Origin of the sequence: Microbulbifer halophilus (genome assembly GCF_026183675.1) — a bacterium.
GTDB classification, from domain to species: domain Bacteria; phylum Pseudomonadota; class Gammaproteobacteria; order Pseudomonadales; family Cellvibrionaceae; genus Microbulbifer; species Microbulbifer halophilus.
The window spans coordinates 166,683-181,595 of the sequence record NZ_JAPIVK010000004.1; the positions used below are offsets into that span (position 1 = coordinate 166,683).

The 14,913-nt window shown below is 63.2% G+C and carries 12 protein-coding genes; 5 read left to right on the top strand and 7 right to left on the bottom strand.

What is annotated here, in order from left to right; translation table 11 throughout:
• The first annotated feature begins 65 nt into the window (after window positions 1-65).
• Both purL and OQE62_RS03730 read left to right on the top strand, forming a co-directional pair.
• Entirely contained in the window at window positions 66-3,938 is a 3,873-nt protein-coding gene (purL, locus tag OQE62_RS03725; protein ID WP_265720650.1) for a phosphoribosylformylglycinamidine synthase, read from the top strand.
• A 317-nt stretch (window positions 3,939-4,255) separates the two neighbouring features.
• Entirely contained in the window at window positions 4,256-4,579 is a 324-nt protein-coding gene (locus OQE62_RS03730; protein ID WP_265720651.1) for a TfoX/Sxy family protein, read from the top strand.
• 99 nt (window positions 4,580-4,678) lie between these two features.
• On the opposite strand, the gene OQE62_RS03735 is transcribed toward OQE62_RS03730, so the two are convergent.
• The 5 genes from OQE62_RS03735 to OQE62_RS03755 all read right to left on the bottom strand — a co-directional run bounded on the left by OQE62_RS03735 (window position 4,679) and on the right by OQE62_RS03755 (window position 9,569).
• Window positions 4,679-4,945: a hypothetical protein gene (locus OQE62_RS03735; RefSeq protein ID WP_265720652.1), complete on the bottom strand. Its 267-nt coding sequence runs from the start codon at window positions 4,943-4,945 to the stop codon at window positions 4,679-4,681.
• A 280-nt stretch (window positions 4,946-5,225) separates the two neighbouring features.
• Window positions 5,226-7,490: a xanthine dehydrogenase family protein molybdopterin-binding subunit gene (locus OQE62_RS03740; protein ID WP_265720653.1), complete on the bottom strand. Its 2,265-nt coding sequence runs from the start codon at window positions 7,488-7,490 to the stop codon at window positions 5,226-5,228.
• Window positions 7,490-7,954 (bottom strand): (2Fe-2S)-binding protein, encoded by a 465-nt coding sequence (locus tag OQE62_RS03745; protein ID WP_265720654.1) that lies wholly within the window; start codon window positions 7,952-7,954, stop codon window positions 7,490-7,492. Before OQE62_RS03745 ends, OQE62_RS03740 begins: the two co-directional genes overlap by 1 nt.
• Entirely contained in the window at window positions 7,945-8,520 is a 576-nt protein-coding gene (locus OQE62_RS03750) for a nucleotidyltransferase family protein (RefSeq protein ID WP_265720655.1), read from the bottom strand. Before OQE62_RS03750 ends, OQE62_RS03745 begins: the two co-directional genes overlap by 10 nt.
• Window positions 8,520-9,569 carry an XdhC family protein gene (locus OQE62_RS03755; protein WP_265720656.1) on the bottom strand — a complete coding sequence of 350 codons (1,050 nt, stop codon included), beginning with the start codon at window positions 9,567-9,569 and terminating at the stop codon, window positions 8,520-8,522. Before OQE62_RS03755 ends, OQE62_RS03750 begins: the two co-directional genes overlap by 1 nt.
• Window positions 9,570-10,011: 442 nt before the next feature.
• Between OQE62_RS03755 and OQE62_RS03760 the strand changes: the two genes are divergently transcribed.
• The 3 genes from OQE62_RS03760 (at window position 10,012) to OQE62_RS03770 (ending at window position 12,678) form a co-directional block, all read left to right on the top strand.
• A complete protein-coding gene (locus OQE62_RS03760) occupies window positions 10,012-10,359 on the top strand; it encodes a helix-turn-helix domain-containing protein (protein ID WP_265720657.1) in 348 nt (115 codons plus the stop codon).
• Between the two features lie 5 nt (window positions 10,360-10,364).
• Window positions 10,365-11,660 carry a type II toxin-antitoxin system HipA family toxin gene (locus OQE62_RS03765; protein ID WP_265720658.1) on the top strand — a complete coding sequence of 432 codons (1,296 nt, stop codon included), beginning with the start codon at window positions 10,365-10,367 and terminating at the stop codon, window positions 11,658-11,660.
• A gap of 139 nt (window positions 11,661-11,799) precedes the next feature.
• Window positions 11,800-12,678 (top strand): aldo/keto reductase, encoded by an 879-nt coding sequence (locus OQE62_RS03770; RefSeq protein ID WP_265720659.1) that lies wholly within the window; start codon window positions 11,800-11,802, stop codon window positions 12,676-12,678.
• A gap of 290 nt (window positions 12,679-12,968) precedes the next feature.
• On the opposite strand, the gene lepB is transcribed toward OQE62_RS03770, so the two are convergent.
• Together lepB and OQE62_RS03780 are read right to left on the bottom strand one after the other, a co-directional pair.
• The gene (gene lepB / locus OQE62_RS03775) at window positions 12,969-13,619 is read right to left on the bottom strand and encodes a signal peptidase I (RefSeq protein ID WP_265720660.1); all 651 of its coding nucleotides are present in this window, start codon (window positions 13,617-13,619) and stop codon (window positions 12,969-12,971) included.
• 115 nt (window positions 13,620-13,734) lie between these two features.
• On the bottom strand, window positions 13,735-14,913 hold the full coding sequence (locus tag OQE62_RS03780) for a DUF4785 domain-containing protein (protein WP_265720661.1): 1,179 nt from the start codon (window positions 14,911-14,913) through the stop codon (window positions 13,735-13,737).

The window sequence follows — 14,913 nt, forward strand, 5'->3', positions numbered from 1 at the left end:
CTTCCGCCGCGCGGAGCTCCCAGCCTGATTCAGGTTCACATTCAGACAAGAGGCAAACTCCCGCAATGCTAGTTCTGCGTGGTGCTCCCGCACTGTCGAAATTCCGCCATCAAAAGTTACTCAGCCAACTGCGCGCCCTGCAGCCCGCCATCGAAGAAATCTACGCCGAGTATGTCCACTTTGCCGACAGCGATGAACTGGGCGACAGGGACAGGGCGGTGCTCGAGCGACTGCTGCAGTACGGCCCCTCCCGGGAGCAGCACGAGCCGCAGGGCGAGCTGCTGCTGGTGGTGCCGCGCCCGGGCACCATCTCGCCCTGGTCCTCCAAGGCCACGGATATCGCCCACAACGCCGGCCTCGAGCAGATCCAGCGCCTGGAGCGGGGTATTGCCTACTATATTACCGGCATCGAATTAACCGACGCTGAACGGGAAAGACTGGCGCCGCTGCTGCACGACCGTATGGTGGAAGCGGTGCTGGCCGATTTCGATCGGGCCGAGCAGCTGTTCCGCGAAGAGCAGCCGCGCGAGCTGGGCAGCATCAACCTGCTCGACGGCGGACGCACCGCGCTGGAAGAGGCCAATGTGAACCTGGGCCTGGCGCTGGCGGCCGACGAGATCGACTACCTGATGAAGAGCTTCGAGGAGCTCGAGCGCAATCCCACCGACGTGGAACTGATGATGTTCGCCCAGGCGAACTCCGAGCACTGCCGCCACAAGATCTTCAACGCCAGCTGGACCATCGACGGCCAGGAGATGGAGCACTCCCTGTTCGGCATGATCCGGAATACCTACCGCATCGGCGGCGACAATGTACTGTCCGCCTATTCGGACAACGCCGCGGTGGTGGTGGGCAGCGAGGCCGGCCGCTTCTACCCGGACCCGGAGACGAAGGCGTACGGTTTCAGCGTCGAACCGATCCACCTGCTGATGAAGGTGGAAACCCACAACCACCCCACTGCGATCGCCCCCTTCCCGGGCGCCGGCACCGGCGCCGGCGGCGAGATCCGCGACGAGGGCGCCGTGGGCCGCGGCTCCAAGCCCAAGGTGGGCCTGACCGGCTTCACGGTCTCCGACCTGCAGATCCCGGACTACCTGCAGCCCTGGGAAGTGGACTACGGCAGGCCCGGACGCATCGCCACCGCACTGGACATCATGATCGACGCTCCCGTCGGCGGTGCTGCCTTCAACAACGAGTTCGGCCGCCCCAATATCTGTGGCTACTTCCGTACCTTTGAAGAGGATTTCGACGGCGAGCGCCGCGGCTACCACAAGCCCATCATGATCGCTGGCGGTTACGGCAATATCCGCGAGGAACATGTGGAAAAGCCGGAGTTCGAGCCCGGCGCCAGGCTGGTGGTGCTGGGCGGCCCGGCGATGCTGATTGGCTTGGGCGGCGGCGCCGCCTCCAGCATGGCCAGCGGCTCCAGTTCCGAGGACCTGGATTTCGCCTCGGTACAGCGGCAGAACCCGGAAATCGAGCGCCGCTGCCAGGAAGTGATCGACCAGTGCTGGCAGTTGGGGGGCAAAAACCCCATCGCCTTTATCCACGACGTCGGCGCCGGCGGCCTGTCCAACGCCTTCCCGGAACTGGTGAAGGACGGCGGCACCGGCGGCAGCTTCGAGCTGCGCGACGTGCCCAACGACGAGCCGGGCATGAGCCCGCTGGAAATCTGGTGTAACGAATCCCAGGAACGCTATGTACTGGCAGTGATGCCGGATGATCTCGAGTACTTCGAGAGCATCTGTGAGCGCGAGCGCGCGCCCTATGCGGTGGTGGGCGAGGCCACCGAAGACAGGAAATTGCTGCTGAACGACAAGAAGTTCGACGCCAAACCGGTGGACCTGCCCATGTCGGTGCTGTTCGGCAAGCCGCCGAAGATGCACCGCGAGGTGGAAAAACGCGCTGTCGACACCAGGGAATTCGAGACCGCCGGCATCGACCTGAACGAGGCCGCCGAGCGGGTATTGCGCCTGCCCTCCGTGGCCAGCAAGAGCTTCCTGATCACCATCGGCGACCGCACCGTGACCGGCCAGGTATCCCGCGACCAGATGGTGGGCCCCTGGCAGGTACCTGTGGCGGACTGTGCCGTGACCACCGTCGCCTACGACAGCACCGCCGGCGAGGCCATGGCCATGGGTGAGCGCACCCCGGTGGCGCTGCTGGATGCACCGGCCTCCGGCCGCCTGGCAGTGGGCGAGGCGATCACCAATATCGCCGCCGCGCCGATTGCGAAGCTATCCGATATCAAGCTGTCCGCCAACTGGATGTGCGCCGCCGGCCACCCGGGCGAGGAGGAAAAGCTCTACCGTACCGTGGAAGCCGTGGGTATGGAACTCTGCCCGGAACTGGGTATCACCATCCCCGTGGGCAAGGACTCCATGTCCATGCGCACCGCCTGGAACGACGGCGGTCAGGACAAGGCGGTCACCGCGCCGCTGTCGCTGATCGTCTCCGCCTTCTCGCCGGTCACCGACGTGCGCAAGGTGGTGACACCGCAACTGCGCCGCACGAAAAAGGGCGAGAGCGAGCTGATCCTGGTGGACCTGGGCGCGGGCAGGAATCGCCTCGGCGGCTCGGCGCTGGCGCAGGTCTACAGCCAGCTCGGCAGCGAGCCGGCGGACCTGAATGATGCCCGCCGCCTGAAGGGCTTCTTCGAGGTGATGCAGGAGCTGCTGGCCGAGGAGAAGGTCATCGCCTACCACGACCGCTCCGACGGCGGCCTCTTCGCCACCCTGGCGGAAATGTGTTTTGCCGGCCGCGCGGGCATGGACGTAGAGATCTTCGATCTGGGCGAGGACCCGGTGGCGGCGCTGTTCAGCGAGGAACTGGGCGCGGTGCTGCAGGTGCCGGCCAGCGACGCCGGTATGCTGGAGCGGCGCTTCGCGTCCGCGGGCGTGCCGGCGCACCGTATCGGCAGCCTCAACGAAGATGGTCAGTTGCGCATTACCCGCGAGGGCACCGAGATCTTCCGCGGCTCCCGCGCCCGTATGCAGGAAGTCTGGTCCGAGACCAGCTATCGCATCCAGGCGCTGCGCGACAACGCCGACTGCGCCGCACAGGAATTCGCCGCCATTGCCCGCGAGGACGACCCGGGCCTGTCGGTGCAGCTGACTTACGATATCAACGAAGATATCAGCGCACCCTACGTCAAAAAGGGCGCGCGGCCGAAAGTCGCGGTACTGCGGGAGCAGGGCGTCAACAGCCAGGTGGAGATGGCGCATTCATTCCACCGCGCCGGCTTCGAGGCCGTGGACGTGCATATGAGCGATATTCTCGCCGGGCGCGTTAAACTGGACGACTTCAAGGGGCTGGTGGGCTGTGGCGGCTTCTCCTACGGCGACGTACTCGGCGCCGGCGAGGGCTGGGCCAAGACGATCCTGTTCAACGCCCGTGCGCGGGACCAGTTCGAGGACTTCTTCAACCGACAGGACACCTTCGGCCTGGGGGTGTGCAACGGCTGCCAGATGTTCTCGGTGATCAAGGAACTGATCCCCGGCGCGGATCACTGGCCGCGCTTCGTGCGCAACCTGTCCGAGCAGTACGAGGCGCGCTTTGCGCTGGTGGGGATCGAGGACTCCCCGTCGGTGCTGTTCCAGGGCATGGCCGGTTCCCACATGCCGGTGGCGGTCGCCCACGGTGAAGGGCGCGTGGAGTTCGCCGACGAAAAGGCGCTGGAAGCCTGTGAACAATCCGGCACCATCGCCATGCGCTACCTGAACAACCGGCGCGAGATCACCCATACCTATCCGGCCAACCCCAACGGCTCGGCCAACGGTATCACCTCGCTCTGTTCCGAGGACGGCCGCGTCACCATCATGATGCCCCACCCGGAACGGGTCGCCCGCGCCGTCAGCAACAGCTGGCACCCGGACGACTGGCAGGAGGATTCCGGCTGGATGCGGTTGTTCCGCAATGCGCGGGTATTTGTCGATTAACCTGGAGCGCGGAGCTCCAGCTCCGCAAGCGGGCCGCAGGCCCGCCTTTCGGCTGGAGACGAGATTCGCCTCTGCAAATCGTGTCCTTTCCACTTTCTTCGTCGAGTACGACATTCCCCTCGCCTGCGGCAGCTTTCCCATTCCCTGCTATACTTGAAAAGTTATTCACAATAATTTTTCGCGTATGGCGCTGGCTTTTTTTAAACGAAACCCACCCCATCCACTTATCTGCCTTCCGCCGCAGAGAAAATCTTTCGCGCCTTGTGAATCCACCCTGTTCCCTTTCCGTACGGCAAGGATCCGTTAAGGAGACTGTTATGGCTTACAACGAAAACCTGGCAGAAAAAGTACGCGAGCTGTTGCAGGAGAGCGACGGTCTGTCGGAAAAAAAGATGTTCGGCGGTCTCGCCTTTATGCTGAACGGCAATATGGCCTGCGGCGTGGTGGGCGAGGAACTGATGGTGCGTGTGGGACCCGACGGCTACCAGGAGGCACTCGCCGAGCGCTACACGCGGCCGATGGACTATACCGGCCGGCCGCTGAAGGGCATGGTCTATGTGGAAGAGGACGCGGTGGCCGCCGATCTCGACAACTGGGTCAACCGCGGTGCCGAGTTCGCCAGCACCCTGCCGCCGAAATGAGCGGGTTGTTATTCAGCGCGGATCTATAAGGGTTATGGCCCCGGCGCTATACGCAGAGTGCCCACGGCGCGTGTAGCGGCACTGAATGGAGCGCGACTGTCAGGCGACCAGGATCATCGCGGCCAGGCCCACAAACATCGCCGGCCACCACCACTTGCTGCCCTCAAGATATTCCAGCAGGGAAAAGAAGCCAAATGCCAGCAGAAAAGATATGCCGGCTCCGGCCAGCAGCCAGAGATCGAGGCCGCCGAAGAGTGCGCCCAATACCAGTACCGCGGCACCCCAGATCAGGGAGCAAAGCATCACATTGCTGGTTTGAATAAAGGCGTAGATCAGTGCGATCAGCAGTGGGATTTTAATCAGCATCGGCTTTCCGTCTTCTTGTTATTGTTGCCCCGCGAGGTGTTCACCTGTATGGGATGGGTAAAGGAGCGCGGCAATGTGCCCATCTATTGGCTGTTGATGGGCACGAGCCCGCCATGGGCAGCGGGCATGCAGAAAACGCATGAAGCAGTTTTCTGCCTTCGCTTTGCCCATCCTACCAGAACAGGGAATCTCGTGCCGTAGGAGCCTGCTTGCAGGCGAAAAGGTCGGGGCCCGTTAGCCATTCGTCTGCAAGCAGGTTCCTACAGGTGTATACGGCGTTCTAACCAATTTTCAGGTGCTTGTTGATCGGCAGCTCCCGGATTCTTTTCCCGGTCGCAGCAAAAATCGCGTTGGTAATGCTCGGCGCAACGGGGGGCACGCCCGGTTCGCCCACGCCGGCGGGCGGCTCGTCGGAGGCCAGCACTTCCACCGACAGGGGCGGCGACTGGTGTATGCGCAGCAGCGGGTAGTCGTGGAAGTTGCTATTGCTCACCGCACCGTTTTCCATTTTGATTTCGCCCATCAGCGCCAGGCTCATGCCGAAAATCATCGCCCCTTCCATCTGCGAGTGCACCCGGTCCGGATTCACCGCCAGGCCCACATCGGCGACGCAGTGCATTTCACCGATTGCCAGCTCGCCGTTCTGTACCTCCACACGGGTGGCAATCCCCACGTAGGACAGGAAGCTGCGGTGTACGGCAATGCCCCAGCCCTCGCCATTGCCCTCGCTGTGGTCGCCGCGCAGGTCTAGGTCGGCCCTGGTGGCCACGCGCCGCAACACATTCTTCAGCCGCGCGGTGTCCACCGGGAACTTCTCCAACGCCTCGCCGTAGTTGCCGTACTCGAAATCCCCCTGGCTGGGATCGATATGCCGGTCGGGGCCGATCAAATTGAGCAGAAACCGGTCCGGGCGCTCGCCGCTGTGATGGGCCAGTTCGTCGGCAAAGCTGCAGACGCCGAAGGCGTTCTGGATATTGGAGACCGAGCGTAGCCAGCCGATACGGGTATGGTATTCGGCCCGCTGGGTTTCCATGCGGCGGTTGGGCACGGCAAAGGGCATATCGCTCAGGCCCAGGTCCAGCTCCGAGGTGGACGGGTGATCGACGCCCGCCTGGAAGGTGCCACTGATGGACGGAAAGGCGGCGCGCTGCAGCCAGCCGCTGACCTTGCCGTCGCCGTCGAAACCGGCCTCGTAGTGCTCGACACTGGCGGCGTGGTAGTAGTCGTGGCGGATATCGTCCTCGCGGCTCCAGACCACCTTGACCGGCCGCTGCATTTTTCTCGCCAGCAGTGCGGCTTCGACCACGAAATCCGGCTTGGACTTGCGCCCGAAACCGCCGCCCAGCAGGGTGACGTTGACTTTGACCTCTTCCGGTTTCAGGCCCAGGGCACCGGCGACATTCTGCTGCACGGACTGCGGGTCCTGGACGCAGCCCCAGATTTCGCAGTGGTCCTCGCTGACCCTGGCTGTAGCCGCCGGCGGCTCCATGGTGGCGTGGGCCAGGTAGGGCACCGTGTAGGTGGCATTGTGGCGATCGCCGGCTTCGGCAAATGCCTTTTCCACGTCGCCGTGATCGGTAATGGTCTTGCCAGGCTCCCGGATGGTTCGCTGTAGTGCGGCGAGGTAGTCGTCGCTGTTGTGCGCGTGGTGGGCCGTTTCGCTCCACTGGATTTTCAGTTTCTTGCGCGCCTGCAGCGCCGTCCAGGTATTGCGGGCCAGTATCGCCACGCCGCTCAGCGGTTTGAACAGCGGCGGCTCGGCGCCGCCGTCGAGCCGCTCGATGGCGATCACGCCTTTCATCTCGCGCGCGTCGCTGTCGTCCAGCTCGAGGATACTGCTGCCGAGTACCGGCGCCCGCTCGATACTGGCGATCAGCATATCGTCGAAATGGATATCCTGGCCGAACTGCGCTTTGCCCACCACCATATCCGGCGTGTCGACGGTATCCACCGGTTTGCCGATGTAGTTGAACTGGTCGCTGCTTTTCAGGCGCAGGGACTTTTCCTCCGGCACCGGTATTTCCGCCGCGGCGGCGGCGAGTTCGCCAAAGCGCAGGCGGCGGCCGCTGGGCCCGTGTTCCACCGCATGGTTTTTTGCTTTGCATTCACCGGCCGGTACTTTCCATTGCTGCGCCGCGGCCTGTTCCAGCATGGTGCGGGCACTGGCGCCCATGTTGCGCATGGTGTCGTAGAAACGGCGGATACTGCGGGAGCCGTCGGTGTTCTGGCTGCCGTAGCGCTTGTCGCCGAGCCCCTGCACCACATTGACCTTGCGCCAGTCTGCCTCCAGTTCATCGGCCACCACCTGCGGCAGGCCGGTGCGGATGCCCTGGCCCATTTCCGAGCGGTGGCAGACGATGGAGACGGTATCGTCGCTGTGAACGGTGACGAACAGGTTGAGGTCGCCGGCGACATCGCCTTCCGCCGCCCAGGCCGGTTGGGTAGCGGGCAGGCTGGCGCCGAGCACCAGTCCGCCGGCAGCCAGGCCGGTGAGCTTCAGGAATCTGCGGCGGTCGATATTTTCAATGCGTTGTTTTGTCGACATCAGGCTTCCTCCCCGTTGTCAGCGGTTGCTGCGGTTTTTATCGCGGCCTTGATGCGCGGATAGGTGCCGCAGCGACACAGGTTGCCGGTCATTGCCCCATCTATGTCGCTGTCGCTGGGGCTGGCATTGGTGGCCAGCAGCGCGGCGGCGGACATCAACTGGCCGCTCTGGCAGTAGCCGCACTGGGGCACATTGTGCTCTATCCACGCCTGTTGCAGCGGGTGGTCGCCGTTTTCCGACAGACCCTCGATGGTGGTGATCTGCTTGCCTTCGGCGAAGCTCGCCGGTGTCAGGCAGGCGCGCGTCGGGCGGCCGTCCAGGTGAATGGTGCAGGCGCCGCAGTAACCGCCGCCGCAGCCGAATTTGGTACCGGTGAGTTTGAGTTCGTCCCGGAGCACCCAGAGCAGGGGCATCTGTTCGTCTACGTCTATCTCGCGGGCGGAGCCGTTGACTGTTATTTGCATTGGTGGGCCTCCCAGTCCTGTGGTGTATCGATATCGGTGGCGCCGTGGGGCAGCGCCACCGCAGTAATGGTTTCCCGCGGGTTGCGCAACAGGTCGCGCGCACCGCGGTCGCCGCGCAGTTCCATCAATTGCGGGAAGATACGGCGGGGAAATATCGCCGGCGCACCGCGGCGCCCGGCGTAGAAGCTGCAGACGATGTTTTCGCTCCGCCGGTTCCAGGCGTCGATCAATTGCCGGATATCGGTATCGTCGACCGCCACCTGATCCGCCAGCAGCACCAGTGTCGCATCGCAGTTGCCCGGCAACTGGCGAATGGCACAGGCGAGTGAGCTGCCCATGCCCGAGTGCCAGTCGCGGTTTTCCCGCAGTGCCAGGTGCGGGTGTGTCCGGGCCAGCTCCCGGTGCCAGGCGCCGGTAATCACCAGTGGCGCGGGCAGGGCGGAGGCTTCCAGTTTATCGACACACTGTTGCAGGAGTGTTTTGCCGTTTCCCTGCAACAGCAGCTTGCAGCGACCGAAACGGCGCGAGGCGCCGGCGGCGAGAATAATCGGCTGAATCGGTTCCATTATGCCTGTACGGCAGTCTTTTTATCGCTTTTCATTGTGTCTGCAGGGCTGAGGCTGCCGGCATCGGCACCGTGTAGCGCCGCGTGCAGTTCGGCGCAGGTGGACAGTGCGATGCTCTCCGGCACTTCGCCGCCCAGGTTGAGGCCGACTGGCGCGCGCAGCGGTGTCGCCAGGGAGGCGTTGAGCTGCTCCAGTGTCAGCCCGGCCTGCTCCAGCACGCGGTCGCGCCGGCTTACCGGGCCCAGCAGGCCCAGGTACTCCAGGGGTTGCAAATAGAGTGCCCGCAGGGCGGCGGCATCCAGTTCCAGATTGTGATTCATTACCACCGCCGCATCGACCTGTCGCAGGTCCAGTTGAGTGGATAAGTCGTCGGGATGACAGCGGTAGCCGGTGCAATCGGGAAAATAGGCCGCGCGGCCGTTGGCCGGGCGGGGATCGCAGAGGCTGACCTGCCAGCCCTGGGTGCGGAACAGTTGTGCCATCGGTTGGGCGTCGGCGCCGGCGCCCATCAGCAGGATATGGGGGACGGGGGCGATGGGGGTCTGCAGCCACTGGCCGTCGGTGCGCTCGATCAGTTGCGCCCGCGCGGGTCTGTCGGGCGCTTCTGCGGTGGAAATCTCGGCCGCGCTTTCGCCGGCGGCGGGAATTTTCTGCAGGTAGTGGCAGTGCCTGCGATCCCGCAGTTGCGCGCGCAGTTGTTCTAGTTGCAGGAAGTCGTTATCGGCGTTCAGTGGCTGCAGCAGGATATGCACGGTGCCGCCGCAGCCGATCCCCAGTTGAAAGGCGAAGTCGTCTTCGTCGCTGCCGTCGTAGCAGAGGGTTTTCGGCTCCCCGCTGTTCATGACCCGCTGCGCATGGCGCTGGATGTCGGCTTCCAGGCAGCCGCCGCTCAAGAGGCCGTAGTGGCGGCCCATATCGTCGAACAGCATGATGGCGCCGGCTTTGCGGTAGCAGGGGCCGATGGTTTTATAGATGGTGCCCAGCACCCAGTTGCGGGCGTTTTTCTGTTCGTGCCAGAGGTCGAGCAGGGTGTGGAGCTGGTTCGCCATGGTGGCTGGTCGCTTGTTGTTTTGGGGTGTTTGCAGGATGGTAGCGGGTCGGGTGAATAGTTCAATAATGGGTGCGGGACTCGGGATCCGTAAAAGAATCAAGGAGTCAGAAGCGAAGGCCCTGATGCCGGGGGAAGTTTGCGGGACTGTCGGCGAGAGGGACCTCGCCGACAAGCCTACAGGGATGTATTCACGGCGTGTCCCGCAAACTTCCCCCGGTAGCAGGGCCGTCACTGGGTCTTCTTACTAGTGGGATGGCTGCCTTGCTTCAGCTCTTTAGTTAGTTATCTTTGATGTAGTTTTAAAGTTGAATTTAAGGCTGTTAAGGGTATTATTTCTTTTTAGTAGATGCTTTTAAATCTATTAAGTAATGTTGATTTTCGGTTGTAAAAGCAGCTATTATCTGCATTTAGAATCACTAAGAGCTTGAAATAGAGCTATTATGGGATTTTTAGGGAAATCTGACCGCCAGATACTACAGACCCTCGGCGAACGCCTGCACCGCCATCGCCTCCACCGGGATATCACCCAGGAGCAGCTGGCGGAGCGGGCCGGCCTGTCCGTATCCACCATCAAGGGTCTGGAGGCCGGCCGCGGGCGGCTGGACAGCCTGATCGCGGTACTGCGGGAGCTGGGGCAGCTGGACGGGCTGGAGGCCTTCCTGCCGGACCCGGGTATCAGCCCGCTGCAGCTGGCCGAGCGGCAGGGGCGCCCGCGGCAGCGGGCCAGCCGTGTGTCGGCGAAGAAAAAGCCGCCGGCAAAGAACGATAAACCCGAATCCGACTGGTGAACGCCATGGCAGAGCCCATTGAAACCGCAACCGTCAACCTCTGGGGCCGGCGCGCCGGTGCCGTCTCCTGGCATCCGGATGGCTACGGCGTGTTCGAGTACGATCCCGACTTCGTCCAGCAGGGCTTGGACCTGTCGCCGATTCATATGTCGATCCACAGCGGCAGCCGCCTTTTCTCCTTCCCCGGCCTGAACCGCGAAACCTACAAGGGGTTGCCGGGCCTGCTGGCGGATTCGCTGCCGGACAAGTTCGGCAATGCCATCATCGATGCCTGGCTGGCGCGGCAGGGACGCACGCCGGGGGATTTCAGCCCCATCGAGCGGCTCTGCTATACCGGCAACCGCGGTATGGGCGCGCTGGAGTTCGAGCCGGCGGTGGACGGCCGCTTCCGGGAATCCGCGCCGGTGGAGATCGCCGAGCTGGTGGAGTTGGCGCAGTCCGTCACTCATCGCCAGGAGGGGCTGGCCTCGCGCTTCGGTGGCGGCGATGACAGTGCCGGCGCCCTGGGGGATATCCTTCGGGTCGGCACCAGTGCGGGCGGCGCGCGGGCCAAGGCAGTGATCGCAATGAATGGTGACGGAGATGTGCGCTCCGGCCAGGTGCCGGCACCGGAAGGCTACGATTACTGGCTGCTGAAATTCGACGGCGTGGACGATATCGAGCTGGGCAAGTCCCAGGGCTTCGGGCGTATCGAGTACGCCTACTACCTGATGGCCCGGGCCGCCGGTATCGAGATGATGGAATCGCGCCTGCTGGAGGAAAACGGACGCGCGCATTTCATGACGCGGCGTTTCGATCGCATCGGCGGGGAAAAGTTACACATGCTCAGCCTCTGCGCCATCGCCCACCTGGATTTCAATATGGCCGGTGCCCACTCCTACGAACAGGCATTCGCCGTGATGCGCGAACTGCGGCTCCCCAAGAGCGAGGCCATCCAGCAGTACCGACGCCTGGTTTTTAACGTGGTGGCGCGCAACCAGGATGACCACACCAAGAATATCGCCTTCCTGATGGACCGCGACGGCGACTGGCGCCTGTCACCGGCCTTCGATCTCACCTATGCCCACAACCCCGGTGGCCAGTGGACCAACCGCCACCAGATGAGCATCAACGGCAAGCGGGATCACTTTGGACTCGAGGATCTGGTGGCGGTGGGCAAATCCATCAGTATCAAGAAGCCGCAGGAGATCGTCGCGGAAGTGGCCGCATCGGTGGCTCGCTGGCCGGAGTTTGCCGAACGCGCCGGGGTGCGGGAGGACACTGTGCGGGAAGTCGCGGCCAATCACCGCCGGCTCACCTGAATCTCCAGAACGGACTTCGCCGCAACCGTTTTGCCCCTGTGACCTGTATCAGGGGCCGATGGGCGACCTACCGGCCCGCCCGCAGCGGCCCTAAACTGGATGCAGGTTGTCGCCATGGGTTGGAGAGGCCGGACGCGCCATGGCTATTGTGACGCTGAACAATGGTGTCGAGATTCCGCAACTGGGTTTCGGCACCGCCGCCATCGACGAGTGGCAGAAAGACAACGGCTATGTCACTGATACCATCCTCAAGGCCATATCCATCGGCTACCGGCATTTCGACACCGCCGCCGTCTACGGCAACGAGCGTGCCCTCGGTCGCGCCATCCGGGATTCCGGCCTGCCGCGGCAGGAGCTGTTTATCACCAGCAAGGTCTGGGATACCGAACAGGGCAGGGGCACGGCCGATGCATTTGCGCGCAGCCTGGAGCGGCTGCAACTGGAATACCTGGATCTCTACCTGATTCACTGGCCGGTTCCCGCCTACACACGCGAAACCTGGGAGGTGATGGAGGCGCTGTACGACGAAAAGAAAGTCCGAGCGCTGGGCCTGTCGAACTTCCGCCAGTCCGATATCGAACAGATCGCCACCTTTGCCGAAGTCAAACCCACCTACAACCAGATAGAGCTGCATCCCTACCTGACGCAGAAAAAGCTGGTGGATTACTGCTGCTTCCACCGGATCGCCGTCTCCTGCTGGTCTCCCCTGGGATCGGGAAGCTGGAGCGGTGTGGAGACCAGAGACAAACCGGTGGTGGATCCGTTGATTGTGGAACTGGCGGAAAAACACGGCGTGACTGCAGGGCAGATCATCCTGAAATGGGATATCCAGCAGGGCCGTATCGTGATCCCGAAGGCCGAAAAGCTGGACCACATCCGCGCGAATTTCCTGCTCGAGGATTTCGAACTGAGCGATGCAGAACTGGAAAAAATCGACAGCCTCAACCGCGACCACCGCTTCGGCGGCGACCCGGATACCGCGCACGAGGAAAATCGCAAAGTGGAAGTGCCCGAATAAAATCCGCTTTCCCTCGGGAAAAGTGGCCTATCCTCACAGCGTGCACTAACCCCAATAGCAGCGGAGGTTGGAGTGAGCTCCGCGAAGTCCAACATCCGGGACCAGCGGTATACACGGGGCAATCTGTTCCCCTCTCCCCCGGCCCCTCTCCCGGTGGGAGAGGGGAGCTATGTCGAAGACATTCGGGGTTGAATTTGCCCACCGGGTTTCGTGAAGACTCATTCCGGTCCCCTCTCCTATAGCTACGTAGGGTATGCCGTGCGCTAGGCGTAGGTTGGGAGCCGTTGGTATCAAAGTTCCTGCAGGAACCGATTGGCCCTGGGCAGGAAATAATTGTCGTAGTCGAGCGACAGCAACACGGACCGGGTGCGGCCCAGAATTTCCCGCCGCGGTACCAGGCCGATCACGCGCGAGTCGGCGCTGTTATCCCGGTTGTCTCCCAGAACGAGATAGGAGTCCCGTGGCACCCGGACCGGCGGAAAGTTGGCCATTGGCGAACCGCGCTTGTGCAGTCGCACCAGATGCTCCATACCGGGCAGGTCTTCGTGCATATCGCGGAAGTGGGATGCCTCGCTGGCGGGTTCATAGGAAGCCGGTTGGCCGTTAATGACAAGCCGGTTGTTGCGCAGCGCCACGGTATCGCCGGGAACCCCGACCACCCGTTTTACCAGCCGGTTGCCGCTGGCTTTGGAATCGAATACCACAATCTCACCGCGCTGTGGCTCGCCCACTTTCGCCAGTGAGATATGCGTGAAGGGCACACGGATATCGTAGGCCATTCTGTCGACGAGGATATAGTCGCCTTCCAGAATAGTGGGTTTCATGGAGCCACTGGGGACATGATTCCAGTCCGCGCAGGCGCTGCGGAAGACAAACATCAGTGCGAGGAAAATCAGGGTGGACCGGTTTTCCCTGAGTATTCGCGCCAGTCCCTGCTTCATGGTCAATTCCTTTTTGTGCGGTGGGCGGAGCACCATTGGGCAGCAGGAGTTGGCGGGAGTTCCAGTCTAGTGGTAGTGCAATACCGGCGGAGCCCCGAAGGGCTCCGCCGGATAGTCAGGGGGTCGCCAGTTCCCAACTGCCCCGCTGATAATCGAGTACCGCCATGCGACCCTGGTCGAGGAGCTGAAGGGACTGAACGCGATAGGGGCCGTCCAGCCCGGAGGCGGCCAGCTGGGCCATGTCCATCGGCACCGCCATCTGCCGACGGCCGGCTTCCAGCCATTCGGCGTTGTAGCTCAGCATGATGGGCAGGTAGCCGCCGCTCCGGTCGCGGCCCTGGACCAGTGCGCGCACTTCGTAGCGGCCCGGCTGCTGTACATCCAGGTCCAGGCGTAGACCCTGTGCTTCACTGTGGACGGAGGCCAGCTCGGCGGTCTGCTGGAAAATATTCGTTGCCACTGTGGCCACCCGCTCCACCAGCGCGCCGCTGGCGCTGTGGATGCGGGATTTCACCTGCACGCTCCACAACTGGCCGGGGGCGCCGGACTCGCGAACGCGCACGGGCCAGTCCACGCGGTACTCGTCCCCCTGCATTTTCCCACTGAGCGCGTAGCGCTCGCCGCCGGGTGCCACCAGCGTCGCGGAGATGGAGTCTATCTGTGCGCGGCTGCCGGCGCTCGCTTCGAGTGTCAGGTGCTCGGCGCGGGAGAAGCGCGTCTTCGGGGTTCGCACTTCCAGCGCGGTATCGCTGTGCCGGTCCAGTACATAGACCACGTATTGTGCCCTGGCCGCGGCGTTGCCGTTGGCTTTCAGGGTCAGTTTGCCGTGGTCCATATCGGCCGGTACGCGCATGGCGTGGGCGCGGCGGTAAAACGCCGGCAGCTGCTGCCGCAACCCGCGGGACATCCGGTGCAGGGCGATGCTGTCGTCGTCTACCGGGCGGCGCTGTGCGCCGTTGGACAGGGTCATGCCCCGGGGGATCTCCCGTTTGCTGACGCGGGCGCCCTTGGCGACACCGTCGAGCGGTGTGATCTGGATGACGGCGCGATCCGCGTCGGTTACCAGTTCCAGGCCGCGGTTCAGCTCGCTACCGCTGACCCTGCGGAAAAAGCTGCGGCTTTTCCGCGCTATGGGGGTGTCGGCCAGGTGCTGTTCCGAACCGGGATCGACATATTGGGAAAAGGCCACTTTTTCCCGGTTCTGGTTGGCCAGTTGTTGTGCCTGGAGCGCGGTGGCGGAAAGGGCGGCCGCGATGGCGAGAGGGGCCGCGATAATCATTCGATAGTATTGCAT